Genomic DNA, 23,894 nt, shown 5'->3' with positions numbered 1-23,894 from the left:
CTCAGGCGGCGCGCTCGAAGATCGCGGCGATGCCCTGCCCGCCGCCGATGCACATCGTCTCAAGCCCGTAACGGCCGTCGCGGCGCACCAGCTCGCGCGTCAAATTGGCGAGAATACGCCCGCCGGTCGCGCCGATCGGGTGACCGAGCGAGATGCCCGACCCGTTGACGTTCAAAATCTCGTTCCGGCTGTCGTCTTCCGACCAGCCCCAGCCCTTCAACACCGCGAGTACCTGCGGCGCGAAGGCTTCGTTGAGCTCGACGAGGTCGATGTCGCCCCAGCCGAGCCCGCTGCGCGCGAACAGCCGCTCGGCCGCGGGCACCGGGCCGATCCCCATCCGGCTCGGGTCGCAGCCCGCCGCCGCCGCGCTGTGATACCAGGCGATTGGCTCGAGCCCGAGTTCTTCGAGCTTGTCCTCGGCGACGACGAGGCACGCCGCCGCGGCATCGTTTTGCTGGCTCGCGTTGCCCGCCGTCACGACCCCGCCTTCGAGTGGACGCAGCTTGCCGAGCGATTCCATCGTCGCGTCGGCGCGATAGCCCTCATCGTGCGCGAAGATCACCGGATCGCCCTTCTTCTGCGGCACGCTGACCGGCACCAGCTCGTCGTCGAACAGCCCCTTCGCCCACGCCGCCGCCGCGCGCTGGTGGCTCTGCACCGCATAGGCGTCGGCCGCCTCGCGCGTGATGCCATAGTCCTTCGCCAGATTTTCGGCGGTCTCGATCATCCCGGTGATGACGCCGAAGCGTTCGACCGGCTGCGACATCAGCCGGCCGCGCGTCAGCCGGTCGTGGAGCGTGAGGTTGCCCGCGCGAACCCCTTTGCGAATATCGGTCGAATAATGTTCGACGTTCGACATCGACTCGACGCCCCCCGCGGCGACGACGTCGGACATGCCCGTCTGCACCATCATCGCGGCGTTGATCACCGCCTGCAGCCCCGATCCGCAGCGGCGGTCGAGCTGGTAGCCTGGCACCTCGAGCGGCAGGCCCGCGGCGAGCCACGACCAGTGGCCGATGCTCGGCGCCTCGCCATTGCCATAGCCCTGCGAAAAGACGACGTCGTCGACGCGCGCCGGGTCGATCTTCGTCCGCTCGACCAGCGCCTTCAATATCACCGCGCCAAGCTCGCCCGCGGTCATTGACGAAAGCGCGCCCCCGAACTTGCCGACGGCGGTGCGGATCGGGGCGACGATGGCGGCGCGGCGCAGGGTCATTGTTCAATCTCCACTTTTGGCGACGCCGACGATACCGGCATCGATCAGGCGGGCAAGCTCGGCGCTCGAAAGCGACAGGCGGTCCGCCAATATTTCCTCGCTATGCTCGCCGTTGCGCGGCGCGGTGCGCGGCGGCCGGCGCTCCTGCTGCGGCAACGTCGCAAAGGCGCCTGCGGCGGGATAGGCGAAACCGCTGGGGTTGTCGGCGCTCCCGAAGATCGGATTGTCGGCGACGAGCGCCGGGTCCTGCACCGCTTCATACATGGTGCGATAGGGCGAATGGACGATCCCGCCGGCGTCGAAAGCCGCGGCGAGGTCTGCATGGTCGCGCTTCGCGATCGCCGCCTCGAACAGCGGATAGAGCGCATCGCGGTGGTCGAAGCGGAGCCCGTCGTCGGCCGCGAAGGACACGCCGCGCGCCGCCTCGATTCGTGCGACCGCCTCGCCGAGGCCGAGCGCGGCGACGAGGTTCGCCCATTGGCGCGGGGTCACGACGACGATCATCGTTCGCTGTCCGTCGCGCGTCACGAAATCGCGCCCGAACAGCCCGTAAACCGCATTGCCGAGCCGCGGCCGGTTCGCGCCCGAATAGAGCATCTCGGCGACCCCGCCCAAATTGGCGACGGTCCCGATCGCGACGTCGGAAAGCGGAATCCGCACCTCGCCGCCTTCGCCGCTCGCGCTCCGCCGCTGGATCGCCGCGAGCAACGCGAAAGCGGCATAGGCGCCGGTGAGCAAGTCCCACGCGGGCAGCACATGATTGACCGGGTCGGGGCCCGCGCCGGTCAGCATCGGATAACCGACGCTGTTGTTCACCGTATAATCGAGCGCGGGCGAGCCATCGGCCCAGCCCATCACGCGCACGGTGATCAGGTCGGCGCGCCCGTCGGCGAGCTTTTCGTGCGACAGGAAGCCGCCCACCGGGAAATTGGTGATGAACTGCCCCGTCGCGCGCACCAGTTCCTGCAGGATTTCGCGCCCTTCGGGCCGGCCGAGATCAAGCGCGACCGACTTTTTCGCGCGGTTCAGATTTTCCCAATAGAGTGAGTCATTGGCCGCGGTCACCGGCCAGCGCCGGAAATCGGGGCCGCCGCCGATCTGATCGACGCGGATCACCTCGGCGCCCATTTGCGCGCAATAGAGCCCGGCGGTTGGAGAGGCGACGAAGGAGGACGCTTCGATCACCGAGAGGCCGGCCAGCAGGTCGTACATCTGGCGCCTGTCTCCCGCGAAGTCCCGGCGTCTTCCGCCGCAGAATTCTATCTGGCGCACCCGAAGGGATTCGAACCCCTGGCCTCTGCCTTCGGAGGGCAGCGCTCTATCCAGCTGAGCTACGGGTGCTGATAGAGCGCGGCCTCTAGCAAGCCCGCGCCGCGCCAGCAATGGCCTATCGACCGGGGCGCACGGATATGCGAAGCGGGCCCCGCAACGAGGACGGGGAATGTTGGTGAAACCATCCGAACAGAGCTGGCCGATGGCTGCCGACCTTTATGGCGAGATGCAGCTCGAGGCGAACCCGCCCGCGCGGCATCGCTGGCAGGCCTATTTCCCCGGTGTTCTCGTTACCGCGATCGCGGCGCTCGCGGCGGGCTGGCTGGCCGATCATTATGCCGTGCCGATCGTGTTGATGGGGCTGCTGATCGGCCTTGCCCTTTCCTTTCTATCGCAGGACCGGCGCACGCATGCCGGGCTCGACCTGATGTCGCAGACCGCACTCCGCACCGGCATCGTTCTCATCGGCGCGCGGATCACGGCGCAGCAGCTCGCCGACCTTGGCCCCCTGCCCTTCGCTTTGCTGGCGCTGATCATGGTCATGGTCATCCTGATCACGGTCGCGAGCGCGAAGCTGTTCGGGCAAAGCCGCGACGCGGGCCTCCTTGCGGGCGGCGCGACCGCGATCTGCGGCGCCAGCGCAGCGCTCGCGCTCTATTCGCTGATCGGCGACAAACGCGTCGATCAGGCGCGTTTCACCTTAACGCTCGTCGGCATCACCGTCGCGAGTGCGCTCGCAATGACGCTCTATCCGGTGCTCGCCGCGCAATTCGGACTGTCGGATGCGCAGGCGGGGTTCCTGATCGGGGCGTCGATCCACGATGTCGCGCAGGCGATCGGCGGCGGCTTTTCCTATTCGCCTGCCGCCGGCGAGGTCGCAACAATTGTCAAACTGACGCGCGTCACCCTGCTGGCGCCGATGCTGATGCTCGTCGCGCTCTGGCTCGGCCGGAGCGGCGAGGCCGAAAGCAAGACCCGTATTCCGCTGCGCCTGCCCTGGTTCATCCTCGGCTTCCTCATCGTTGCCGCGATCAATTCGCTGGTTGCCGTTCCGAAGCCAGTCGACGATGCGGCTGCTACCGCCGCCTCGGCCTTGCTCCTCCTCGCCATCGTCGCCACCGCGATGAAAGCGCGACTTCATCTGCTGCTCGACCAGGGGTGGCAAAGCTTCGCGCCGATCATCGTGGCGACGCTGACCAGCTTCCTGTTGTCGCTGGCGGCCGCGCTCTGCTTATGACGCCGTGGCGTCACCTCAATAGATTGTAAATTCAGCCTTTTGGTAGCGCCCAGCTCACCGTCAGCTGCGTCGCGCGGCGCGGAATGTCGAGCTTCGCCTCGCTGAAGTTGACCTTTTCATTGGGCGGCAGCATCCGCACCGGCGGCTTGATCGTCCAGCTGTAGACGATGGTCCCCTGCGCATCGCGCAATTCGGCGAGGATCGGCGGCACGCGCTGTTCGCGGTCGGTCGGGTTGATGATCATCCCCGACGCCGCGAAATAGATGGTGCCGTCGGCCAGCTCGCGGTGATCCTGGTTCGGCGGCAACTCGATCACCAGGTCGGGCTCGTCGACCCCGCCCGGCAAGCCCAGCCCCTGCGCCCATCCCGGCAGGCCGAAATAGACAAGCCCCGCCGTCGCGGCGATCATCAGCACGGCGGCGCTCGCGGCAATCGCCGTCCAGCGTTTCGCGGGATTGCGCCGCGGGCGGCGGAACGGCAACGGCGCGTCGGCAGCGGCGGGCGTCGCGCGCGGCGCCGGCTCCGCGGCGGCGGCAAAGGCCGGCGGCGCCGGCGCGGGCTCGGGCTCGGGCTCGGGCGAAGTCTCCGTAACGTCCGGATAACCGGGCGTGGAAACTGGTGCAGGGGCAGGCTCGGCCGCCGGCGTCGGCACCGTCGCGGACGGCGCGATCGGCGCGGCGGGTGCCGCCGCGGGTTCCTGAAACCAGCTATGGCGGCAATTGGCGCAGCGCACCGTGCGCCCCGTCGGTCCGATCGCCGTATCGGGCACGACATAGCGGGTGTGGCAGGACGGGCAGGCAAGGATCATGGCGTCCTCTAAACACGCTGATTCGCGGTGTTGCAAGCGCCGCGTTCCACTCGCACCTTGTCCTTGGTGCATAGCCGTGCGACAGGCAGGCGGATGAGCGGACCAGCGCCCCTGTTCCCAGGCCCCGTGCAGGCACATGGCTGCCCATGCGTGAAGCCATGACGGATCCCGCTCCCGCGCGCCCCGGCGGGGCGATGGTCGAATTCGACGGCGTCGGCCTGCGCTACGGCCCCGATGCCGAGATACTCTCCGACATCAGCTTCAACCTCCAGCCCGGCAGCTTCTATTTCCTCACCGGCGCGTCGGGCGCCGGCAAGACCTCGCTTCTGAAGATGCTCTACCTCGCGCAGCGCCCGAGCCGCGGCATCGTTCGCCTGTTCGGCGAGGATCTCGTCGCGATGCCGCGCCACCGCCTGCCCGGCTTTCGCCGCCGCATCGGCGTCGTCTTCCAGGACTTCCGACTGATCCCGCACTTGAGCGCACGCGACAATATCGCGCTGCCGCTGCGCATCGCGGGGGTCAGCGAAGAGGATCTCGCGGGCCCGGTCGGCGAGATGCTGAGCTGGATCGGGCTCGGCGACCGCGCCGAGGCGCGCCCGGCAACGCTGTCGGGCGGCGAACAGCAGCGCGTCGCGATCGCGCGCGCGGTGATCGCGCGCCCGCAACTGCTCGTCGCCGACGAGCCGACGGGCAACGTCGATCCCGAAATGGCGATGCGTTTGCTGGGACTGTTCGAGGCGCTCAACCGCCTGGGCACCACCGTCGTCGTCGCGACCCACGACATCCACCTGATCAGCCGCATCGAAAATGCGCAGATGATGCGCCTCGAAAAGGGGCGCCTCTCCGACCCCACCGGCGCGCTGCGCTATCCGCCGGCGAACAGAGCCTGATGGGCCGGGCATGATCATCCCGCGCGTCCCCGTCCAGCATCGCCGCCTGCTACCCGATCGCCGCCTGTCGGGGCCGACGCCGTGGGTCGTCGCGATCCTGATGATGCTGACCCTGCTCGCCGCCGCTGCCGGCGTCGGGTTCGCGCGGTCGGCGAATGCGATCGGCGAAGCGATCGCGGGGCGCGTCACCGTCCAGATCGTGACCGCCAACCCGGTGACGCGCGCCGAGCAGGCGGCCGCCCTCCGCCGCGCGGCCGCCGCGCAGCCCTTTGTGCTGTCGGCGCGTTCGGTCGAACGCGAGGAATTGCAGGCGACGCTCGGCCAGTGGTTCGGCAGCGAGGGGAGCGGCCAGGGGGGCGACGACCCGGTGCTGAAATCGCTTCCTCTGCCGGCACTGGTCGATGTGGATTTCGTCGGCGAGGATCGCGCCGGCCATATCGAGGCGCTCGGCGCGCTCGTCGCGCGCGAGGCGCCGGGCGCGCGGATCATCCCGCACGCCGAATGGCTGGGTCCCGTCGCGCGGCTCATCCGCTCGCTCGCGTGGATCGCGGGCGGACTCGTGCTGCTGATGGCGGCGGCGAGCGCCGCGGTGGTGATCATGACGGCGCGCGCCGCGCTCGCCACCCATTTTCCGACGATCGAGATGCTCCACCTGATCGGCGCGACCGATCGCCAGATCACGCGGCTGTTCCAGCGCCGGATCGCGATCGACACCGCTTATGGCATCGCGCTCGGCAGCACGGTCGCCGCGGCGATCCTGCTGCTGATCGGTTGGCAATGGTCGGGGGTCACCGCCGGTCTGGCCGCAACCGCGTCGCTCGGTCCTGCGGGCTGGGCGCTCTTGCTGGCGCTGCCGCTATTGGCTATCGCGCTGGCTGCCCTGACCGCGCGGCAGACCTTGCTCGCGGCGCTCAAGAAGATTTTATGATCAAGCGCCTGATTTCCCTGTTGTTTCTGGCCTGGGTCCTTGGCTTCGCATGGTTTGCGCTGCTGTTGCCGCTGCCCGCCGAAGCGCAAAAGACCGACGCGATCGTCGTGCTGACCGGCGGGCCCGGCCGCATCGACCGCGCGCTCGAACGGCTCGAGGCCGGCGACGCCAAGCGCCTGCTGATCAGCGGCGTCGCGCGCGAGGTGAAGCCGCGCGAGCTCGCCGCCGAATATAAACGTCCCGTCAGCCTGTTCGACTGCTGCATCGCATTGGGGTTCGAGGCCGAGGATACGCGCTCGAACGCGACCGAGGTCGCTACCTGGGCGCAGCGCCGCAAATATAAGAGCATCCGGCTGGTCACGACCGACTGGCACATGCGCCGCGCCGAATATGAAATCGGCCGCGCGGTCGGCGACACGGTGACGATCCTGCCCGACGCGGTACGCAGCCAGCCCAATTTCGCGACGTTGTTCCGCGAATATCATAAATATCTCGCGGGACTGGCGGGCGGCGTTCTGGGTCTCTAAGACCAGCGCCCATGCGCTACGCCGTCGCCCTTGTCCGCTCGATCCTCTTCTGGCTGCTGTTCGTCCTGATGAGCAGCATCAGCTCGATCGGCGCGGTGATCTCGCTGCCGCTCTCGCATCGCGTGACAATCTGGTTCGTGCGCATCTGGGCGCAGTCCCACCGCCTGTTTTGCCGCTTCGTCCTCGGCCAGCGGATCGTCGTAGAGGGCAAGATGCCCGACGCGCCGGTACTTTACGTCTTCAAGCATGAATCGGCGTTCGAGACGATCGAGCAGCCGATGCTGTTCAAACATCCCGCCGTGTTCGCGAAGGAAGAACTGTTCTCGATCCCCGTCTGGGGACAGGCGGCGCGTTTCTACGGACTGATCCCCGTCGACCGCGACGGCGGCGGCAAGGCGATGCGCGCGATGCTCGGCGCGGCGAAGGCGGCGCTCGCGGCGGGGCGGCCCTTGTGTCTCTTTGCCGAAGGCACGCGCGTCCCGCATGGCCAGGCGCCCGAACTGCGCCCCGGCTTTGCCGGCATGTACCGCTTGTTGGGAATCGATGTGATCCCGGTCGCGGTCAACAGCGGCATCGCCTATCCGCCGCGCCGCTGGGTCAAATGGCCCGGCACGATCACCTACAAGGTCGGCGAAACCATCCCCGCCGGCCTGCCACGCGAAGAGGCCGAGGCACGCGTGCGCGCCGCGATCAACGCGCTGAACCCTCCCGAAGCGCTGCTGGAAGGCTGACTCCCCCATCGAGGGGAGAGGTTGGAATTCAGTGCTTGCGCCCGAAATCGGGCGCGGCATCATCCTGGCCCTGTTCGATGATCGACCGCCGGATCGCGCGCGTGCGCGTGAACCAGTCCTCGAGCTTTGCGGCGTCGCCGCGGCGGATCGCCTGCTGGAGCACGGTCAGGTCTTCGTTGAAGCGCTGCAGGGTCGCAAGCACGGCGTCCCTGTTCGACAGGAACACATCGCGCCACATCACCGGATCGCTCGCCGCGATGCGCGTGAAGTCGCGGAAACCGCCCGCCGAATATTTGATTACCTCGCTCTCGGTCACTTCCTCGAGCTCGCTCGCGGTTCCGACGATCGTATAGGCGATCAGGTGCGGCAGATGGCTGGTCACCGCGAGCACCATGTCGTGATGCGCGGCGTCCATCGTCTCGACCCGTGCGCCGAGCGCCTGCCAGAAGGACGTCACCACCGTCACGGCGTCTTCGGACGCGCTTGCATCCGGCGTGACGATGCACCAGCGGCCCTCGAACAGCGTCGCAAAGCCCGCTGCCGGTCCGCTATTCTCGGTCCCCGCGACAGGATGCGCTGGAATGACGACGTGATCGGGTAGCGCCTTTGCCAGCGCGTCGGCCACCCCGGCCTTCGACGAGCCGACGTCCGAAATGATCGCCTCCGCCTTTAGCCCCGGCGCGATCGCCGCAGCCGCGTCGGCCATGCGCCCGACGGGCACGGCGAGGATGACAAGGTCGGCGTCCGCCACCGCGCCGGCCGGGTCGCCGACAATCGCGTCGCAAAAATCGAGTTCGCGCGCGATGTCGCGGACCTCGGCCTTGGCGTCATGGCCGGTGACCGCCACCTGCGGCAGCCGTTCCTTGATCGCGCGCGCAATCGACGAGCCGATCAGGCCCAGTCCGATAATCGCGACGCGTTCTATTCCCATCAGCCGTTCAGCGCGCCGCGGATCGCCGCGGCCAGCCCGCGGGTTTCGTCCTCGGTGCCGATCGTCATACGCAGCGCATTGGGAAGCCCCTGCCCCGGCAGCCAGCGCACGATATAGCCGGCCTCCATCAGACGGTTATAGACCGTCTCGGCGCTCACATCGCCCTCGAACAGCACGAGCAGGAAGTTGCACGCCGACGGCACGACGCGCACGCCATGATTGCCGAGGCTTTCGAGTTCGCCCGCCAGCCAGGCGCGCCATTGGGCATTATGCTCGCGGCTGTGCTTCACGAAATCCTCGTCGCCGAGCGCCGCGACCGCCGCCGCCTGGCCCGCGCGGGTGACGTTGAACGGCAGGCGGATGCGGTGCAGCGCCGAAATCACCTCGGCGGCGGCATAGCCCCAGCCGATGCGCTCGGCGGCAAGCCCGTGGATCTTCGAAAAGGTGCGCGTGATGAACACGTTCGGCTGTGTCTTCGCGAGTTCGAGCCCTCCGTCATCCTCGGCTTCGGACAGATATTCGCTATAGGCCTGGTCGATCACGAACAGCACAGTCTTCGGCAGCCCGGCATAGAGCCGCGCGACTTCCTCGCGCGTTGCGAGCGTGCCGGTCGGATTGTTCGGGTTGGCAAGATAGACGACGCGCGTCTTGTCGGTCACCGCCGCGAGCAGCGCATCGACGTCGGTCGCATAGTCGCGATCATCGGCCTCGACCGGCACCGCGCCGACCCGGCGCGCCGCGATCTCGTAGACCGCAAAGCCGTAGCGAACATAGAGAATCTCGTCGCCGACGCCCGCGTAGGTTCCCGCCGCGAGATGGAGCAGCTCGTCCGACCCGTTGCCGCAGATGATCCGCGCCGGATCGAGCCCGAACTTCGCCGCGATCGTCTCGCGCAATTCGACCGAACCCGGATCGGGATAACGCGACAGCGCGTCGGACGCGCCCTGCGCCGCCGCGAACGCCGCGCGCGCCTTTTCGCCGGTTCCGAGCGGATTTTCGTTCGCACTCAATTTGATCAGCGGACGCCCGTCGGCGCCGGCGGACTTGCCGGGCACATAGGGGGCGATGCCGCTGATCCAGGGCTTGGGGGCGAGAGTGGCGCTGGTGTCGGTCATGCCGCGCCGTTTAACGGCTGGGACGCGCGAGTCCAGCACGTTGACACGCCCCGCGCACCCGCTTAGCCCCGCGCGCACCATGGCGAGCCTTCTCCACCAGATCCAACACCAGAGCGTCACGATCGCGAAGCCGCTGCCGCTCGACAGCGGGCAGGCGTTGCCGTCGGTGACGATCGCCTGGCAAAGCTATGGCGCGCTCGACGCCGACAAGTCGAACGCGGTGCTGATCTGCCACGCGCTCACCGGCGACCAATATGTCGCGAGCGACCATCCGGCGACGGGCAAGCCCGGCTGGTGGGCGCGCATGGTCGGCCCCGGCAAGCCGATCGACACCGACCGCTTCCACGTGATCTGCGCCAATGTGCTCGGCAGCTGCATGGGGACGAGTGGCCCCGCCACCCCCGACGCCGCGACCGGCGCGCCACTCGGCATGGCCTTTCCCGTCATCACCATCACCGACATGGTCCGCGCGCAGGCGATGCTGCTCGACCATCTCGGCATATCGCGGCTTCACGCCGTCGTTGGCGGTTCGATGGGCGGGATGCAGACGCTCGCCTGGGCGACGACTTATCCGGATCGCCTCGCCTCGGCGCTCGTCATCGCCAGCGCGGCGCGCCATTCGGCGCAGAATATAGCATTCCACGAGGTCGGGCGACAGGCAATCATGGCCGACCCCGACTGGCAGGACGGCCAATATTATGGCAGCGCGCGCGCGCCCACCAAGGGCCTCGCGGTCGCGCGCATGGCGGCGCATATCACCTATCTGTCCGAGGAAGGGCTGACCGAGAAATTCGGCCGCCGCCTGCAGGCGCGCGACATCAAGAGCTTCGGCTTCGACGCCGATTTCCAGGTCGAATCCTATCTCCGGCATCAGGGGCTCGCCTTCACCGACCGCTTCGACGCCAACGCCTATCTCTATATCACGCGCGCGATGGATTATTTCGACCTCGCCGACCCGCACGACGGCCGCCTTGCCGGCGCGTTTGCGGCGGCGAAGGACGTGCGCTTCACCCTCGTCAGCTTCGACACCGACTGGCTCTATCCGACGTCCGAATCGCGGCGTGTCGTTCAGGCGCTGCAAAGCGTCGGCGCGGCGGCGAGCTTCGTCGAACTGTCAGCGCCCTTCGGCCACGACAGCTTCCTGCTCGACGTCCCCGCGCTCGACCGGCTCGTTGCGGGCGCGCTCGGATCGGGTTTCTGATGGCGCTGCGTCCCGACCTTGCGATCATTGCCGATGCCGTGCCGGCGACGTCACGCGTCCTCGACGTCGGCTGCGGCGACGGCGAGTTGATGGTTGCGCTGCGCAACAAGGGCGTCGATGCGCGCGGGCTGGAAATCGACCCGGCGAACGTCACCGCGGCGATCGCGCGCGGCCAGTCGGTGGTGCAGGGCGATGCGAACCGCGACCTCGCCGACTATCCCGACGACGCGTTCGACTATGCGATCCTGTCGCAGACGCTGCAGACGACCGAGCGTCCGGACAAGATTGTCGATGAACTGCTGCGCATCGCCCCGCGCGCCTTCGTCAGCTTCCCCAATTTCGCGCATTGGCGCGTCCGGCTAGACCTGCTGTGGGGCGGACGGATGCCGGTGACGCGGCTGCTCCCCGTCGCGTGGTATGAAACGCCCAACATCCACCATGTCACGGTCAGCGATTTTCGTGACTTGCTGCGCGCCAAGGGGATTGCCGTCGAGGCGGCCTGGTATCTGTCGGGCGACAAACCGACCAGCGCCGCCGCCGCAACCTGGCGCGCCGAACATGCGATCTTCTTGATCGCGCGGGGCTGATCCACCAGATTTGCGACCGCTAACGGAAAGCAGCCAACAAATTCTCGTCGCGCCGGACTTGATCCGGGGGTCCATGATTTCAGTGCCGAAGTGGATCGCGGATCAAGTCCGGAAAGACGAAAGAAGGAACCGCCCGCCCAACACGGTAAAAGGCCATCAATCCGGCTTTTTCAGCCCATTCGCCAGAAAGTCATTCGCAATCCGCGCAATTTCGGAAATGTCGCTGTCGGTATCCCACAACCCATAACGCATCCCGAGAAACACGTTCATCCCGCCGATCGCCCAAGCGTGGATCTCGCTGACGTCATCGCGGATTTCACCGCGCGCCGCGCCGCCCTCGAGCCGCTGGCGCACGCGCGCGACGGTCGTTTCATAGTGACGGCGATAGCTTGCGTAATCGACGAACTCGGCCTCGTCGATGATGCGGTAAATCTCCTTATGCTCGCGCACGAAACCGAGATAGGATTCGAGCCCGATGCGTTCGGCGCTGATCTCGTCGGGCGCGGCCTGAACCAGCGGCGTGACATGGTCGCGCAATTGCTCGCTCATATAGCGAACGAGCGCCTGGAAGATTTCCTCCTTCGAATCAAAATAGGTGTAGAAGCTGCCGAGCGCGGTTCCGGCGCGGCGGGTGATCGCGCTGATCGAGGCTTCGTGGAAACCCCGCTCGCCGAATTCGACCGCCGCCGCGTCGAGCAGCTTGCGCAGCGTTCGCCGCCCGCGCTCGGTGCGCGGCGTCTTGTCGCGCGCGTCGCCGGCGCCCGCCCCCATATCGTCTTGGGCCTCTTCGCCCTGCCCCGTGTCGGTTTGCGGCTGATCCATGGCTGCCCTTCCGTCTCCCCCTCCGTCCGGCTCCGCCTGCATCGTGGCATTTCCGCACCACTGGCAAGCAAAAAACGACGAAGCCAACTTCCAAGTTGAAACTTGGTTCACCTTTCATTATTGGAAGCGGCGCGGCTTGGCAAGCACCGGCCCAAGAAAAGCAAACAGGGCGGCGAGGGGTCGCCCATCACATGGGAGAGTTTTCATGCGTCCTTTCGCCCGTCCGCTGCGCCGTGCCATCCTTGCCACCAGCGCGCTTTCGATGATCGCCTTTGCCCCGCCCGCCCTTGCGCAGGAAGAGGGTGTCACCGACGCCGGCGATAACGAGATCATCGTGACGGCACGCCGCCGCGACGAGCGGCTGATCGACGTCCCCGTCGCGATCACCGCTTACTCGGGCGAAGCGCTCGAAAAGGCCGGCGCAATCGACATCACCGACATCGGCGCGACGACGCCCAACACGACACTCGAAGTGTCGCGCGGCTCGAACTCGACGCTGAGCGCCTTCATCCGCGGCGTCGGTCAGCAGGATCCGGTGTCGGGCTTCGAACAGGGCGTCGGCATCTATCTCGACGACGTCTATCTGAACCGGCCGCAGGCAGCGGTGCTCGACATCTACGACGTCGAGCGCATCGAAATCCTGCGCGGGCCGCAGGGCACGCTTTACGGCCGCAACACGATCGGCGGCGCGGTCAAATATGTGACCAAGCCGCTGCCGGAGGAATTCTCGCTCAAGATCAAGGGCACGCTCGGCACCTATGACCAGGCCGACCTCGTCGTCACCGCGAGCGCGCCGATCGGCGACCTCGTGCGCGTCGGCGGCTCGGTCGCGCGCCTGTCGCGCGGCGGTTTCGGCGACAATCTCACCACCGGCACCGAAAATTACAACAAGGACGTCTGGGCCGGCCGCGGCACCGTCGAGCTCGGCGGTTATGACGCCCCCGTGCTGATCCGTATCACCGGCGATTATTCGAAGGACAAGAGCGATCCGCGCGGCGGCCACCGCCTGATCCCCTCGCTCGCCACCGGCGCGCCCGTCCTTGACGACGTCTTCGATTCGCGCGGCGGTCTCAACGACCCGAAACAGGATATCGAGGCCTATGGCCTCGCGATGAACGTCACCGCCGAGCTCAGCGACACCGTGACGCTCCGCTCGATCAGCGCGTGGCGCAAGGACAAGTCGGCCACACCGATCGATTTCGACGCGCTGCCCGCGGTCGACGTCGATGTCCCCGGCTTCTACTTCAACGAGCAGATCAGCCAGGAATTCCAGCTGCTGTACGAAGGCGACCGGCTCAAGGGCCTGCTCGGCTTCTATTATCTCGATGCGACCGCCGATACGCTCTTCGACGTCCGCATCTTCAACACCTTCGCCGGGCTGACCGCCTTTACCGAAGCCGACGTCGATACCACGACCTTTGCCCTGTTCGGCGATGCGACCTTTGACTTCACCGACCGGCTCAGCCTGTCAATCGGCGGCCGCTATACCTGGGACAAGCGGGAGGCCTCGATCCTGCGGCAGAATTATCTCGGCGGCGGGTCGCCGGTATTCGGCGGCGCCGGCGTGCCCTTCGGCGCGCCGGGCACCGATTTCGAGGGTAGCCGCAGCTTTGAAAAATTCACGCCGCGCGCTTCGCTGTCGTTCAAGCCGACGCCCGACCACACGCTCTACGCAAGCTATTCGCAAGGCTTCAAGGGCGGCGGATTCGACCCGCGCGGCGTCGGCGTCAACGCGCCCGCCACAACCCCCGGCATGCCGTCCGATGACGAGGTTGCCGCCTTCCTGAGCTTCCGTCCCGAACAGGTCGACAGCTATGAAATCGGCTATAAAGGCAGCCTGCTCGACGGCGCGCTCAATGTCGCGCTCGCGGGCTTCTACGCCGATTATACCGACGTCCAGATCCCCGGCTCGGTCGCCTGCACGGTGCAAGGCCTGCCGAGCTTCTGCGGCGTCGTGTCCAACGCGGGCAAGGCGACCTTCAAGGGCATCGAGTTCGAAGGCCGCGCGCGGCTGGGCGAGGATATCGCCGCCGTCGGCGACCGGCTGACGCTGTCGACCGCGCTGGGCTATATCGACGCCGAATATAGGGAATATATCACCAATATCGGTGGGGTGCCGACCGATGTCGCCGATTTCCGCGAGGTGCAGAACACACCGAAATGGACCGCCAGCGGAACGCTCGCCTATTCGACCCCCGTCGGCGACGGCGACCTCAGCTTCGCGACGACGCTCTCCTATCGCAGCAAGACCTATCAGTTCGAAATTCCGAACCCCTATATCGACCAGAAGGGCTTTGCGCTGTGGGACGCGAGCATCGTTTACACCGCGCCCGACGACCGCTGGAGCCTGGGGGTGTTCGGCAAGAACATCCTCGACAAGGAGTATAAGACCTCCGGCTATACGTTCATCGTCGTCGACCCGGTCACCGGCGTCCCCGCGCTCGGCGCCAACGGCCTGCCGGTCTCGGCGCTCGGCACCGAGGGCACGCTGACCGCCTTCTACGGCAACCCGCGCCAGGTCTTCGTCACCGGAACGGTCAAATTCTGATCTGAGACAAAGGGGGGGGAGAAGGGGCGTCCGCTGCGGCGCCCCTTTTCTATGCGCCCAGCGGCGGCGCCCCCGTGCGCGCAACCATGCGCTCCCCGTCGATGACGATCGGGCTCGCGACGCCGTCGATCGACGCGCCTTCGGGGCGAAAGCGCATCCCGCGCGCAATCACCTGCGGGTCGGCGAATACCTGCGCGAGGTCGTTGATCGGCCCCGCGGGCACGCCCTCGGCCTCGAGCGCCAGCGCCAGCGGCTGCGCGTCCCATGCGGCGATCTTCGCCGCGAGCAACGGGATCAGCTCGGCGCGGTTCGCGAGCCGCGCGGCATTGTTGACGAAACGCGGATCGTCCGCCCATTCGGGCACCCCCAATATGCCGCAGAGCTTGCGGTATTGGCGGTCATTGCCGACCGCGATCACCAGCTGGCCGTCGGCGGTCGCAAACACCTGATAGGGGACGACATTGACATGCGCGTTGCCCATCCGCTTCGGCGCGACGCCGCTCGCCAGATAATTGGCCGCCTGGTTGGCGAGCACCGCAACCTGCGAATCGAGCAAGGCCATGTCGATATGCGCGCCGCCACCCTTGTCGTCGCCCGTGACGTCACGACGTCGCAGCGCGGCGAGGATCGCGACCGCCGAATACATGCCGGTAAAGATATCTGCATAGGCGATTCCCGCCTTTTGCGGGGCCCCGTCGGGCTCGCCGGTCAGCGACATGAAGCCGCTCATCGCCTGCACGATATAGTCATAGCCGGCGCGATGCGCATAGGGCCCGGTCTGACCGAAGCCGGTGATCGAACAGACGACCAGCCGCGGAAAATCGGCGCGCAGCCGCGCCGGGTCGAGCCCATATTTGGCGAGACCCCCGACCTTGTAATTTTCGATCACGACATCGGCGTCGGCGAGCAGCGCGCGCACCTTCGCCTGCCCATCCGGGCTGGCGATGTCGATCGCGATGCTGCGCTTGCCGCGATTGCAGCTATGATAATAAGCCGCGCCCAGATTGTCGCCTTGAGGGCCCGTCACGAAGGGCGGCCCCCATTCGCGCGTATCGTCGCCCGCACCCGGTCGCTCGACCTTGAACACCTCGGCGCCCAGATCGGCGAGCAATTGCCCGCACCACGGCCCCGCGAGCACCCGCGCCAGTTCGACGACGCGGATGCCTTCCAAGGGCCTAGGCAAAGGCGCTGATGCCTGTAATTGCGCGGCCGAGGATCAGCGCATGGACGTCGTGCGTGCCCTCATAGGTGTTCACCGTTTCGAGGTTCACCGCATGGCGGATCACATGATAGTCGGCCGAAATCCCGTTGCCGCCGTGCATATCGCGCGCGACGCGGGCGATATCGAGCGCCTTGCCGCAATTGTTGCGCTTGAGCAGGCTGATCGCGTCGGGAATGAGCCGGCCTTCATCGATCAACCGGCCGACGCGCAGCGCCGCCTGCGTGCCCAGCGCGATTTCGGTGAGCATGTTGGCGAGCTTCAATTGCACGATCTGGTTTGCCGCGAGCGGACGCCCGAATTGCTTGCGCTCGCCGGTGTAATTGCGCGCCGCCTCATAACAGAATTCGGCCGCGCCCATCGCGCCCCAACCGATGCCGTAACGCGCGCGGTTGAGGCAGCCGAACGGCCCTTTCAGCCCCGACACATGCGGCAACAGCGCGTCCTCGCCAACCTCGACGCCGTCCATCACAATTTCGCCGGTGACCGAGGCGCGCAGGCTCACCTTGCCCTCGATCTTCGGCGCCGACAGCCCCTTCATCCCCTTTTCGAGCACGAATCCGCGGATCGCGCCGTCATGCGCGTCCGATTTCGCCCACACGACGAACACGTCGGCGATCGGCGAATTGGTGATCCACATCTTCGCACCCTTGAGGCGATAGCCGCCTTCGATCTTTTCGGCGCGCGTGCGCATCCCGCCCGGGTCGCTGCCCGCGTCGGGCTCGGTCAGGCCGAAACAGCCGACGAGTTCGCCCGACGTCAGCCCGGGCAGAAATTTGCGCTTCTGCTCCTCGCTGCCATAAGCGTTGATCGGGTGGATCACGAGGCTGCTCTGCACCGAACAGGCCGACCGGTATCCCGAATCGATGCGCTCGACCTCACGCGCGATCAGCCCGTAGCTGACATAATTTAGGCCAGCGCCGCCATATTCGGGATCGATCGTCGCGCCGAGCAGGCCGAGCGCGCCCATTTCCGACATGATCTCGCGGTCGAAACGCTCGTCGAGAAACGCCGAGGTCACACGCGGCAACAACGCATCGGTCGCATAGGAGCGCGCCGTGTCGCGCACCATCCGCTCCTCTTCGCTCAGTTCGGCGTCGAGCTGGAGGGGATCGAGCGGGTCGAGCGCTTCGATGCGCTGCGGATCGGCAAGGGCCATGGGTCAGCTTTCTTCAAGAAGCGACCCATGGGCCCGGGTCGCTAAGGGGTCTCTTCGGCCGTTTTGCGGGCCAATGCGGCAGCCGGGCTGTCGCGCGGCTCCAATATCGCCGCCGTCTCGATCAGGTCAAGCGCGCGCCGCGCCTCATGATAGCGCCGTGCATCCATGAGCCATTCGCTCGCGATGTCCGACCCCGGCATCGCTTCGACCTCGGCGATCGCCTGGTCGGCCTGCCCCGCCGCGAGGTAGCGCCGCGCGCGGTCGAGCCGTTCGGACGCGCGCGGCGACTTGGTGCCGGCCGCACGCACGACGAACAATTCGCCCAGTTCGCGACGAAGCCCGGTCCACAGGCTGCCATCTCCTTCGCCGTTCCGCCCGACGAGTTGCGGTGCCATCGCGTCGAGTTCGGTGCGAAGCCGTTCGAGCGTCACCGGGTCGCGCGACGTATCGATGATCGTCTTGACCGCGTTCGGCTGGTCGTCGCCGAAGCGTAGCCGCAGCTGCGCGTCGAGATAGCCGAGCGACAACCCGCGATCGAGCGCGCGGCGCACCGCGAAGGCGACGAGCAGCCCTTCGGCGCGCGAGGCGTTGCCCGACGCCGATTCGGCCTGAAGCGTGATCCGCGACAGTCGCTGTTCGAGCTCGGCGACGCGCGCCGCGAGCGCGTTCGCACCGTCGACCGGCGCCACGACCAGCGGGGCCGCCGCGGCGGCCCCCTTCGCCGTCCCGTCCGTCAGCAACGGGCTGGCAGTGCCGCCCGGTGCCGTGACCGTCTTGGCGGGCGGCGGCACATTGCTGCCGGTCAGCCAGCGGTTCACCGCCCATCCGCCGCCGACGATCCCGATCAGCAGCAGCAGGAAGGCCCCGATGACGAGGGCGCGGAACGATAGCCCCTTCGCCGGGACCGCCCCGTCCGCAGCCGGGGAGGTTTCGAAGCTGTCGATTGCCATGTTTCTCTTTCGAACGACCCTATTTCGTACCCTTGTGCCACAAAGCACGCGCCTGTGCCAATATGGCGACATCGTCGGGCCGTTCCGCTACCGCGACTTCGCGCCACCCCTCCCCCGCCGCCGCCGCTACAGCAGGGCTGATCGCGGCGAGTGACAGGTGTGCGCGCGCCGCGCCGACGAGGCTCGCCAGGCGCGTTGCCGCGCGCGGGGAGTGCGCAAGCAGCACTGCGGGCGCGGCGATCAGTTCGGCCCATCCCGCCGGCGGCGGAACGGGATCGACGGCATAGCAGGGCAATGGCACGATGGCCGCGCCGCGCGCGTCGAATTCCGACCGTTCGCGGCCGCAAAGCCACAGAATCCGGCGGATATTCGCTGACGTCATGGCATCAAGAAGGCGCTGCGCATCCGCCGTTCCGGTCATCGCCACCGTCAAGCCTGCCGCCCCGGCGGCGCGCGCGGTCGCGGTGCCCACCGCATAGGCGGGGAGGGCGGAAAGGCCGGCAATCCCCGCCCCGGCGAGCCGCGGGGCGAAGGCGCTGGTCAGCAGCAGGGCATCGAAATCTCCGGCCGCCGGAGCGCGCCACTCGACCGGACGCGCCGCGAAAAGCGGCGTTGCATGGACATCGAACCCCATCGCCGTTGCACGCTCGACCGTTGCGGCATTTCCCGGTTCGGGCCGAGTGACGATCAGCGGCAATCCGCCCGTCATGGTGCGAACAATGCCCGGACGCCGTCCGGTGCGTCGGCGAGCAGCCGGCGCGCCAGCGCGGCGGGCGCTTCGGGCTGCGTCACGATCACATGCCCGGCGGCATGCTCCGCCCCGTCCTCCGAAAAAATCTCGGCGTCGAGGCGCAGCGCGCCATCCTCCTGCCAGCGGGCATGCGCCGCCACCGGCGAGCGGCAATCGCCGCCCAGTGCGGCGAGGAAGGCGCGCTCGGCGGCCACCGCGCAGTGCGTCGGCGCATGATCGACCGCGCCGATCAGCGCGATCGCCCTGGCATCGTCGGCGCGGCATTCGATCCCGATCGCGCCCTGCGATGCCGCCGGAAGCAGCAACGCCGCGTCCTGCACCGTCCCGACATCGTGCATCCCGAGCCGTTCGAGCCCTGCGGCGGCGAGCAGCGTCGCATCGGCGTCGCCCCCCGCGATCTTCGCGAGCCGCGTCGCGACATTGCCGCGCAGCAGCACGGTTTCGAGGTCGGGGCGGATCCGCTTCACCTGCGCCGCGCGGCGCGGGCTGCTCGTACCCATCCGCGCGCGCCGGGGCAGGTCGGCGATCGTCGCAGCCTCGATCCCCTCGCGTACCACCAGCCGGTCGCGCGGATCGGCGCGGTCGAGCATCGCTCCCAGGAAAAAGCGCGCATCGCGCAGCGTTTCGACGTCCTTCAGCGAATGAACCGCGATATCGATCCTCCCCGCGTCGAGCGCGGCGTCGAGCTCGCGCGTCCACAGCGCCTTGCCCCCGACCTCGGCGAGCGCGCGGTCCTGGATCCGGTCGCCGGTCGCGGTCATCGGCACAATTTCGAGCGCCGCCACATCGATGCCGTGGGTAGCAATCAGCGCCGCCATCGCCATATGCGCTTGGGCCATCGCCAGCGGCGAGGCACGCGTGCCGATGCGAAACGGGTTTTCGGGGGTCGGGAGTTCAATCATCGCCGCGGTGCTAGAGCATTTCCGGAAAAAGTGGGAACCGGTTTTTCGACCGGAAATGCTCAAGACATCACAAGGAGCCGTTTCCAAGGCTCCGCTGCGGCTTGCCCTGTCGATAAAGGGGCGGGTAAAGGAGCGCGCAATAAATGACCCTGATCCTCGGCCTTGAATCGAGCTGCGACGAAACCGCGGCGGCGCTCGTCGACAGCGAGCGGCGCATTTTGGCGCATCGCGTCGCGGGGCAGGAGGCCGAGCACAGCCCCTATGGCGGCGTCGTCCCTGAAATCGCCGCGCGCGCGCATGTCGACCGGCTTGCGCCGATCGTCGAGGGCGTGCTCGCCGACGCCGGCGTATCGCTCGCCGATGTCGACGCGATCGCTGCGACCGCGGGCCCCGGCCTCATCGGCGGGGTCATGGTCGGGCTCGTCACCGGCAAGGCGCTCGCGCACGCGGCGAACAAGCCGCTGATCGCGGTCAACCATCTCGAGGGTCATGCGCTCAGCCCGCGCCTCACCGATGCGACCCTGGCCTTTCCCTATCTGTTGCTGCTCGTCTCGGGCGGCCATTGCCAGCTGCTGCTGGTCAAGGGCGTCGGCGACTATCGCCGCCTCGCCACCACGATCGACGATGCCGCGGGCGAAGCGTTCGACAAGACCGCGAAGCTGCTCGGCCTCGGCTATCCCGGCGGCCCCGCGGTCGAGCGCGTCGCGCAGGATGGCGACGGCCAAGCCGTTCCGCTCCCCCGCCCGCTCGTCGGCAGCGCCGAGCCGCATTTCTCGTTCGCCGGCCTGAAAAGCGCAGTCGCGCGCGCCGCCGCAAGTGGAGAGCACAGCATTCCCGACCTCGCGGCATCCTTTCAGCACGCGGTCGTCGACTGCCTCATCGACCGCAGCCGCATCGCGCTCGCCGCGTGTCCCGATGCGACCGCCTTCGTCGTCGCGGGCGGCGTCGCGGCCAATGGCGCGATCCGCGCCGCGCTCACCGAGCTCGCCGCGCGCTTCGACAAGGCCTTTGTCGCGCCGCCGCTCTGGCTCTGCACCGACAATGGCGCGATGATCGCATGGGCGGGCGCCGAACGCTTTGCCGCGGGGCTGACCGACCCGCTTGACACGCCCGCCCGCCCGCGCTGGCCGCTCGATCCGGCAGCCGAGGCGGTGCGCGGAGCCGGAGTGAAAGCATGACGTCATACAAGCAATTCGGCGTTGTCGGCGGCGGCGCCTGGGGCACCGCGCTGGCGCAGCTTCTGGCCGCCGACGGCGCGCCGGTGCGCCTCTGGGCGCGCGAACCCGACGTCGTCGCCGCGATCAACGCCGAGCATCGCAATCCCGCCTTCCTCCCCGGCGCGATCCTCTCGCCCTCGCTGACCGCGACCGGTTCGCTGGCCGAAATGGTCGCTCTCGACGCGCTGCTCGTCGTCGTCCCCGTCCCCTTCCTGCGCGCGGTGCTTGGCGAGCTGCCTGCGGGCGACGCCCCGCTGATTTTCTGCAGCAAGGGCATGGAGGCGGACAGCTTCGCCTTCCCGATCGACATGGCACGCGATCTGGCGCCGCGGCGCCCGCACGCGGTGCTCTCGGGTCCCACCTTCGCGCACGAGGTCGCCGCCGGGCTACCGACCGCGATCACCCTCGCCGCCGCCGATGCGGACGTCGCCGGTGACCTCGCGCGCGCGCTCGCCCGCCCGCATTTCCGGCCCTATGTCTCGACCGATGTGATCGGCGCGGAGGTTGGCGGCGCGGTCAAGAATATCCTCGCGATCGCGTGCGGAATCGTCGACGGCGCCGGGCTCGGGCTCAACGCGCGCGCGGCGCTGATCAGCCGCGGTTTCGCCGAAATGACGCGATTCGGCCTCGCCCGCGGCGCCCAAGCCGAAACGCTCGCCGGGCTCGCCGGGCTCGGCGACCTCGTGCTCACCTGCACCTCGTCCAATTCGCGCAATTTCGCGCTCGGCCAGGGGCTCGGCCGCGGCGAAGCGGCGGAGACTCTGATGGCCGATCGCCGCACCGTCGCCGAAGGCGCCTTCAGCGCGCCGGTCGTCGCCGCCGCCGCACGCGTCGACGGGATCGACATGCCGATCACCGATACGGTCGCGCGCCTCGTCGCCGGCGAAGTGCGCGTCGCCGACGCCATTCAGGCCCTGCTCAGCCGTCCGCTGCGATCCGAAGGACGATGAATTGCCGCACACGATTGCCTGCTCCCCCGGGCCGCGCTAAACTGCGCATCAAGGCAAAGCAGAAGGGGCGCCAGGCTTGAGCCAAACCGACAGCGCGGCTGCGCCCCCATTACCCGGCCCATCGCCCGACGCACCCTCGCACGATGCCGACACGGCGGCGCTTGCCAAGGGCGGTCGTACCAATTTCTTCGGATTCATCCTCCGCCTCGTCGCGCGCCTGCCCTTCCTCTATGTGGCGGGCCGCTGGTACGGGCCCGAGGCGGTCGGCCGCTTCGCCTTTGCCGTGCTCGTCATCGAACTCGTCGCGCAGCTTGCGACCTTGGGCCTCAAGCGCGGCCTCGCCGAGCAATTGAGCGCGCCCGAAGCCGACCAGCGCATCGTCGTATGGGACGGCATGTTCGTCGCCTTCGTCGTCTCGGCGGCGGGATCGGCGCTCCTCTTCTTCTTGCCGCAGCTGATGTATCCGGCGGGTGGCGTCGACAGCGCCGATCGCTGGATGGCGCTGCTCGTCTTCGCGATCGCGGGGACCGACATCGCGCTCGCCGCTTGCGCCTATAAATTCGACGTCGGCGCGACGGTGCGCGCGCGCGCGATCGTCGAGCCCTGGGTGATCAGCGTCGCCGCCGCGGGTTTCTGGTTCGTTTCGGCGCGCGACGGGCTGATGCTGTCCTATGCCGCCGCGATGGTCGGCGCCTTTCTCACCGCGCTCGTTCCGATGATCCGCCATTATGGCGGCCCCGGCGTATGGCGCCCGCATCCGGCGCACCTGATCCTGCTCGCCCGGCGCAACGCCCCGCTCGCCGCCGCCGACGCGATCGAATGGGGCACGCGGCGGCTCGACCTCTTCATCCTCGGCCAGTTCACCTCGCCGACGATCTACGGCATCTATTATATGGCGCAGCAGGTCGCCTCGCTGCCGCAAAAGCTGAAGACCAGCTTCGAGCCGATCCTGGGTCCGGTGATCACGCGCAACCTTGCCGAAAAGCGGCTTGGCGCCGTGGCGGCACAGGTCAGCCAGGTCGGTTTCTGGATCATCGCGGCGCAGGCGGGCGTCGCGCTCGCGCTCGGTATTCCGGGCGAGGCGGTGATGGGCCTCGTCGGCCCCGAATTCGTCAGCGGCACCGCCGCGCTCGCCTTCCTGCTCGCCGCCGAAGTCGTCGCCGCAACCGCCGTCGTCAGCGAAGCGGCACTTGTCTATGTCGCGCGCCACCGCAACCTGCTGATCAGCATGGCGACACTCGCGCTCCAGGCGGTCCTCAGCGTCGCGCTGATCCTGATCGCGCAATCGATGGGCTTGCCGACGATCTATTACGCCGCCGCAGTCGCGCTCGCGCTGCTGCTCGCGCTCGGTTTCGCCTCGCTCGTCAAGGCACGGCTACTCGCGCATATCCTCGGCGCCCCGGTGAACAGCCTGCGCTGGGCGCTCGTCTGGGCGACGGCGGGCGCCGCGGTGCTCGGCTGGGGCGCGACGCAGCTGCCCGAATGGGCCGAGCTCTTGATCGGCGTGCCCTTCATCCTCGGCATCTATGGCTGGCTGATCTGGACGCGCGGTTTCGGGCCCGCCGACCGCGAATTGTTCCGGAGGCACCCCGATCCGGCGGCTGCGAACTGACGCCTAATCGACCGCGCGCTGCGCCGCGTCGCCGACATCCTGCGCGGCATCGCCGACCTGCTGCGCGGCTTCGGTGATCGCACCGCTTTCCGCCTTTTCGCTCGCAAGGAATTGAAAGGCGAAAAAGGCCGCGACCAGGATCACGACGAGGAAGATCAGCCCCATGCCGATCCCGCCGCCGCGGCGCGGTTCGCGGTCGATGACCGTAGTGGTATGCGTGGTCCCGTCGGGATCGCGCGTCGTGTGGATTTCGTCGGCCATAAGAATCTCTCCCATGCTGATGGCGCATAGGACGCTTCAACGCCGGCGAAAGTTCCGGCA

The 23,894-nt window shown here is 67.8% G+C and carries 23 protein-coding genes and 1 tRNA gene; 11 read left to right on the top strand and 13 right to left on the bottom strand.

Annotation, left to right across the window (positions count from 1 at the left end):
• Position 1 precedes the first annotated feature (1 nt).
• The 3 genes from HDC29_RS11850 to HDC29_RS11840 form a co-directional block, all read right to left on the bottom strand.
• The gene (locus HDC29_RS11850; RefSeq protein ID WP_179497772.1) at positions 2–1,216 is read right to left on the bottom strand and encodes an acetyl-CoA C-acetyltransferase; all 1,215 of its coding nucleotides are present in this window, start codon (positions 1,214–1,216) and stop codon (positions 2–4) included.
• A 3-nt stretch (positions 1,217–1,219) separates the two neighbouring features.
• A complete protein-coding gene (locus HDC29_RS11845; RefSeq protein ID WP_179497770.1) occupies positions 1,220–2,428 on the bottom strand; it encodes a CoA transferase in 1,209 nt (402 codons plus the stop codon).
• Between the two features lie 52 nt (positions 2,429–2,480).
• Positions 2,481–2,557: transfer RNA gene (locus tag HDC29_RS11840), tRNA-Arg, on the bottom strand.
• Positions 2,558–2,657: 100 nt separating this feature from the next.
• Here HDC29_RS11840 and HDC29_RS11835 point away from each other — a divergent pair.
• Positions 2,658–3,725 carry a YeiH family protein gene (locus tag HDC29_RS11835; protein ID WP_218844519.1) on the top strand — a complete coding sequence of 356 codons (1,068 nt, stop codon included), beginning with the start codon at positions 2,658–2,660 and terminating at the stop codon, positions 3,723–3,725.
• Positions 3,726–3,756: 31 nt separating this feature from the next.
• Here HDC29_RS11835 and HDC29_RS11830 read toward each other — a convergent pair whose 3' ends face one another.
• Positions 3,757–4,533: a zinc-ribbon domain-containing protein gene (locus tag HDC29_RS11830; RefSeq protein ID WP_179497768.1), complete on the bottom strand. Its 777-nt coding sequence runs from the start codon at positions 4,531–4,533 to the stop codon at positions 3,757–3,759.
• A 158-nt stretch (positions 4,534–4,691) separates the two neighbouring features.
• Between HDC29_RS11830 and ftsE the strand changes: the two genes are divergently transcribed.
• From ftsE to HDC29_RS11810, 4 genes are read left to right on the top strand one after another with little or no spacing between them, the layout of a single operon-like run.
• Positions 4,692–5,423 carry a cell division ATP-binding protein FtsE gene (gene ftsE, locus HDC29_RS11825; protein WP_179497766.1) on the top strand — a complete coding sequence of 244 codons (732 nt, stop codon included), beginning with the start codon at positions 4,692–4,694 and terminating at the stop codon, positions 5,421–5,423.
• Between the two features lie 10 nt (positions 5,424–5,433).
• The gene (locus HDC29_RS11820) at positions 5,434–6,351 is read left to right on the top strand and encodes an ABC transporter permease (protein ID WP_179497764.1); all 918 of its coding nucleotides are present in this window, start codon (positions 5,434–5,436) and stop codon (positions 6,349–6,351) included.
• The gene (locus tag HDC29_RS11815; protein WP_179497762.1) at positions 6,348–6,878 is read left to right on the top strand and encodes a YdcF family protein; all 531 of its coding nucleotides are present in this window, start codon (positions 6,348–6,350) and stop codon (positions 6,876–6,878) included. The genes HDC29_RS11820 and HDC29_RS11815 overlap by 4 nt, the downstream gene beginning before the upstream one ends.
• An 11-nt stretch (positions 6,879–6,889) precedes the next feature.
• On the top strand, positions 6,890–7,609 hold the full coding sequence (locus tag HDC29_RS11810) for a 1-acyl-sn-glycerol-3-phosphate acyltransferase (protein ID WP_179497760.1): 720 nt from the start codon (positions 6,890–6,892) through the stop codon (positions 7,607–7,609).
• A 28-nt stretch (positions 7,610–7,637) separates the two neighbouring features.
• Here HDC29_RS11810 and HDC29_RS11805 read toward each other — a convergent pair whose 3' ends face one another.
• A complete protein-coding gene (locus HDC29_RS11805) occupies positions 7,638–8,543 on the bottom strand; it encodes a prephenate/arogenate dehydrogenase family protein (RefSeq protein WP_179498866.1) in 906 nt (301 codons plus the stop codon).
• Positions 8,540–9,655: a histidinol-phosphate transaminase gene (gene hisC / locus HDC29_RS11800; RefSeq protein ID WP_179497758.1), complete on the bottom strand. Its 1,116-nt coding sequence runs from the start codon at positions 9,653–9,655 to the stop codon at positions 8,540–8,542. The genes HDC29_RS11805 and hisC overlap by 4 nt, the downstream gene beginning before the upstream one ends.
• A 79-nt stretch (positions 9,656–9,734) precedes the next feature.
• On the opposite strand from hisC, the gene HDC29_RS11795 reads away from it, so the two are divergent.
• Together HDC29_RS11795 and metW are read left to right on the top strand one after the other, a co-directional pair.
• A complete protein-coding gene (locus HDC29_RS11795; protein WP_179497756.1) occupies positions 9,735–10,856 on the top strand; it encodes a homoserine O-acetyltransferase in 1,122 nt (373 codons plus the stop codon).
• The gene (gene metW / locus HDC29_RS11790) at positions 10,856–11,443 is read left to right on the top strand and encodes a methionine biosynthesis protein MetW (protein ID WP_179497754.1); all 588 of its coding nucleotides are present in this window, start codon (positions 10,856–10,858) and stop codon (positions 11,441–11,443) included. Before HDC29_RS11795 ends, metW begins: the two co-directional genes overlap by 1 nt.
• A 156-nt stretch (positions 11,444–11,599) precedes the next feature.
• On the opposite strand, the gene HDC29_RS11785 is transcribed toward metW, so the two are convergent.
• Positions 11,600–12,265, bottom strand: coding sequence for a TetR/AcrR family transcriptional regulator (locus tag HDC29_RS11785; RefSeq protein ID WP_373562799.1), 666 nt, complete (start codon positions 12,263–12,265; stop codon positions 11,600–11,602).
• A 262-nt stretch (positions 12,266–12,527) separates the two neighbouring features.
• On the opposite strand from HDC29_RS11785, the gene HDC29_RS11780 reads away from it, so the two are divergent.
• Positions 12,528–14,813: a TonB-dependent receptor gene (locus HDC29_RS11780; RefSeq protein ID WP_373562814.1), complete on the top strand. Its 2,286-nt coding sequence runs from the start codon at positions 12,528–12,530 to the stop codon at positions 14,811–14,813.
• Positions 14,814–14,862: 49 nt separating this feature from the next.
• Here HDC29_RS11780 and HDC29_RS11775 read toward each other — a convergent pair whose 3' ends face one another.
• Genes HDC29_RS11775 through hemC form a run of 5 tightly spaced genes read right to left on the bottom strand, consistent with a single transcriptional unit; the run spans position 14,863 to position 19,794 of the window.
• Entirely contained in the window at positions 14,863–15,996 is a 1,134-nt protein-coding gene (locus HDC29_RS11775) for a CaiB/BaiF CoA-transferase family protein (protein ID WP_179497750.1), read from the bottom strand.
• Positions 15,989–17,191, bottom strand: coding sequence for an acyl-CoA dehydrogenase (locus HDC29_RS11770; RefSeq protein ID WP_179497748.1), 1,203 nt, complete (start codon positions 17,189–17,191; stop codon positions 15,989–15,991). The genes HDC29_RS11775 and HDC29_RS11770 overlap by 8 nt, the downstream gene beginning before the upstream one ends.
• Before the next feature lie 41 nt (positions 17,192–17,232).
• Positions 17,233–18,141 carry a mitofilin family membrane protein gene (locus HDC29_RS11765; protein WP_179497746.1) on the bottom strand — a complete coding sequence of 303 codons (909 nt, stop codon included), beginning with the start codon at positions 18,139–18,141 and terminating at the stop codon, positions 17,233–17,235.
• Between the two features lie 19 nt (positions 18,142–18,160).
• On the bottom strand, positions 18,161–18,850 hold the full coding sequence (locus tag HDC29_RS11760) for a uroporphyrinogen-III synthase (RefSeq protein ID WP_179497744.1): 690 nt from the start codon (positions 18,848–18,850) through the stop codon (positions 18,161–18,163).
• Complete coding sequence (hemC, locus tag HDC29_RS11755) at positions 18,847–19,794, bottom strand: hydroxymethylbilane synthase (protein ID WP_179497742.1); 948 nt, start codon at positions 19,792–19,794, stop codon at positions 18,847–18,849. The genes HDC29_RS11760 and hemC overlap by 4 nt, the downstream gene beginning before the upstream one ends.
• Positions 19,795–19,937: 143 nt before the next feature.
• Between hemC and tsaD the strand changes: the two genes are divergently transcribed.
• The 3 genes from tsaD to HDC29_RS11740 all read left to right on the top strand — a co-directional run bounded on the left by tsaD (position 19,938) and on the right by HDC29_RS11740 (position 23,573).
• Entirely contained in the window at positions 19,938–20,972 is a 1,035-nt protein-coding gene (gene tsaD / locus HDC29_RS11750; protein ID WP_179497740.1) for a tRNA (adenosine(37)-N6)-threonylcarbamoyltransferase complex transferase subunit TsaD, read from the top strand.
• Positions 20,969–21,961 carry an NAD(P)H-dependent glycerol-3-phosphate dehydrogenase gene (locus tag HDC29_RS11745; protein ID WP_179497738.1) on the top strand — a complete coding sequence of 331 codons (993 nt, stop codon included), beginning with the start codon at positions 20,969–20,971 and terminating at the stop codon, positions 21,959–21,961. Before tsaD ends, HDC29_RS11745 begins: the two co-directional genes overlap by 4 nt.
• A gap of 76 nt (positions 21,962–22,037) precedes the next feature.
• Positions 22,038–23,573, top strand: a complete 1,536-nt coding sequence (locus HDC29_RS11740; protein ID WP_179497736.1) for a lipopolysaccharide biosynthesis protein — start codon at positions 22,038–22,040, stop codon at positions 23,571–23,573.
• A 3-nt stretch (positions 23,574–23,576) separates the two neighbouring features.
• Here HDC29_RS11740 and HDC29_RS11735 read toward each other — a convergent pair whose 3' ends face one another.
• Positions 23,577–23,834, bottom strand: coding sequence for a hypothetical protein (locus HDC29_RS11735; RefSeq protein WP_179497734.1), 258 nt, complete (start codon positions 23,832–23,834; stop codon positions 23,577–23,579).
• Between the last annotated feature and the right edge of the window lie 60 nt (positions 23,835–23,894).

The organism is Sphingopyxis sp. JAI108 (genome assembly GCF_013410105.1).
GTDB classification, from domain to species: Bacteria; Pseudomonadota; Alphaproteobacteria; order Sphingomonadales; family Sphingomonadaceae; genus Sphingopyxis; species Sphingopyxis chilensis.
Note: the sequence above shows the minus strand (reverse complement) of the source record. Positions and strands in the feature narration are given on the sequence as shown.

Bases quoted from the DNA above. Each gene is read 5' to 3' on its own strand.
- HDC29_RS11810 (WP_179497760.1), top strand. From the start codon at position 6,890: ATGCGCTACGCCGTCGCCCTTGTCCGCTCGATCCTCTTCTGGCTGCTG.
- HDC29_RS11835 (WP_218844519.1), top strand. From the start codon at position 2,658: ATGTTGGTGAAACCATCCGAACAGAGCTGGCCGATGGCTGCCGACCTT.
- HDC29_RS11780 (WP_373562814.1), top strand. From the start codon at position 12,528: ATGATCGCCTTTGCCCCGCCCGCCCTTGCGCAGGAAGAGGGTGTCACC.
- HDC29_RS11770 (WP_179497748.1), bottom strand. From the start codon at position 17,191: ATGGCCCTTGCCGATCCGCAGCGCATCGAAGCGCTCGACCCGCTCGAT.
- HDC29_RS11815 (WP_179497762.1), top strand. From the start codon at position 6,348: ATGATCAAGCGCCTGATTTCCCTGTTGTTTCTGGCCTGGGTCCTTGGC.
- HDC29_RS11745 (WP_179497738.1), top strand. From the start codon at position 20,969: ATGACGTCATACAAGCAATTCGGCGTTGTCGGCGGCGGCGCCTGGGGC.
- hemC (WP_179497742.1), bottom strand. From the start codon at position 19,794: ATGATTGAACTCCCGACCCCCGAAAACCCGTTTCGCATCGGCACGCGT.
- HDC29_RS11795 (WP_179497756.1), top strand. From the start codon at position 9,735: ATGGCGAGCCTTCTCCACCAGATCCAACACCAGAGCGTCACGATCGCG.
- HDC29_RS11850 (WP_179497772.1), bottom strand. From the start codon at position 1,216: ATGACCCTGCGCCGCGCCGCCATCGTCGCCCCGATCCGCACCGCCGTC.
- tsaD (WP_179497740.1), top strand. From the start codon at position 19,938: ATGACCCTGATCCTCGGCCTTGAATCGAGCTGCGACGAAACCGCGGCG.
- HDC29_RS11735 (WP_179497734.1), bottom strand. From the start codon at position 23,834: ATGGCCGACGAAATCCACACGACGCGCGATCCCGACGGGACCACGCAT.
- HDC29_RS11765 (WP_179497746.1), bottom strand. From the start codon at position 18,141: ATGGCAATCGACAGCTTCGAAACCTCCCCGGCTGCGGACGGGGCGGTC.
- HDC29_RS11785 (WP_373562799.1), bottom strand. From the start codon at position 12,265: ATGGATCAGCCGCAAACCGACACGGGGCAGGGCGAAGAGGCCCAAGAC.
- metW (WP_179497754.1), top strand. From the start codon at position 10,856: ATGGCGCTGCGTCCCGACCTTGCGATCATTGCCGATGCCGTGCCGGCG.
- ftsE (WP_179497766.1), top strand. From the start codon at position 4,692: ATGACGGATCCCGCTCCCGCGCGCCCCGGCGGGGCGATGGTCGAATTC.
- HDC29_RS11760 (WP_179497744.1), bottom strand. From the start codon at position 18,850: ATGACGGGCGGATTGCCGCTGATCGTCACTCGGCCCGAACCGGGAAAT.
- HDC29_RS11845 (WP_179497770.1), bottom strand. From the start codon at position 2,428: ATGTACGACCTGCTGGCCGGCCTCTCGGTGATCGAAGCGTCCTCCTTC.
- HDC29_RS11830 (WP_179497768.1), bottom strand. From the start codon at position 4,533: ATGATCCTTGCCTGCCCGTCCTGCCACACCCGCTATGTCGTGCCCGAT.
- hisC (WP_179497758.1), bottom strand. From the start codon at position 9,655: ATGACCGACACCAGCGCCACTCTCGCCCCCAAGCCCTGGATCAGCGGC.
- HDC29_RS11820 (WP_179497764.1), top strand. From the start codon at position 5,434: ATGATCATCCCGCGCGTCCCCGTCCAGCATCGCCGCCTGCTACCCGAT.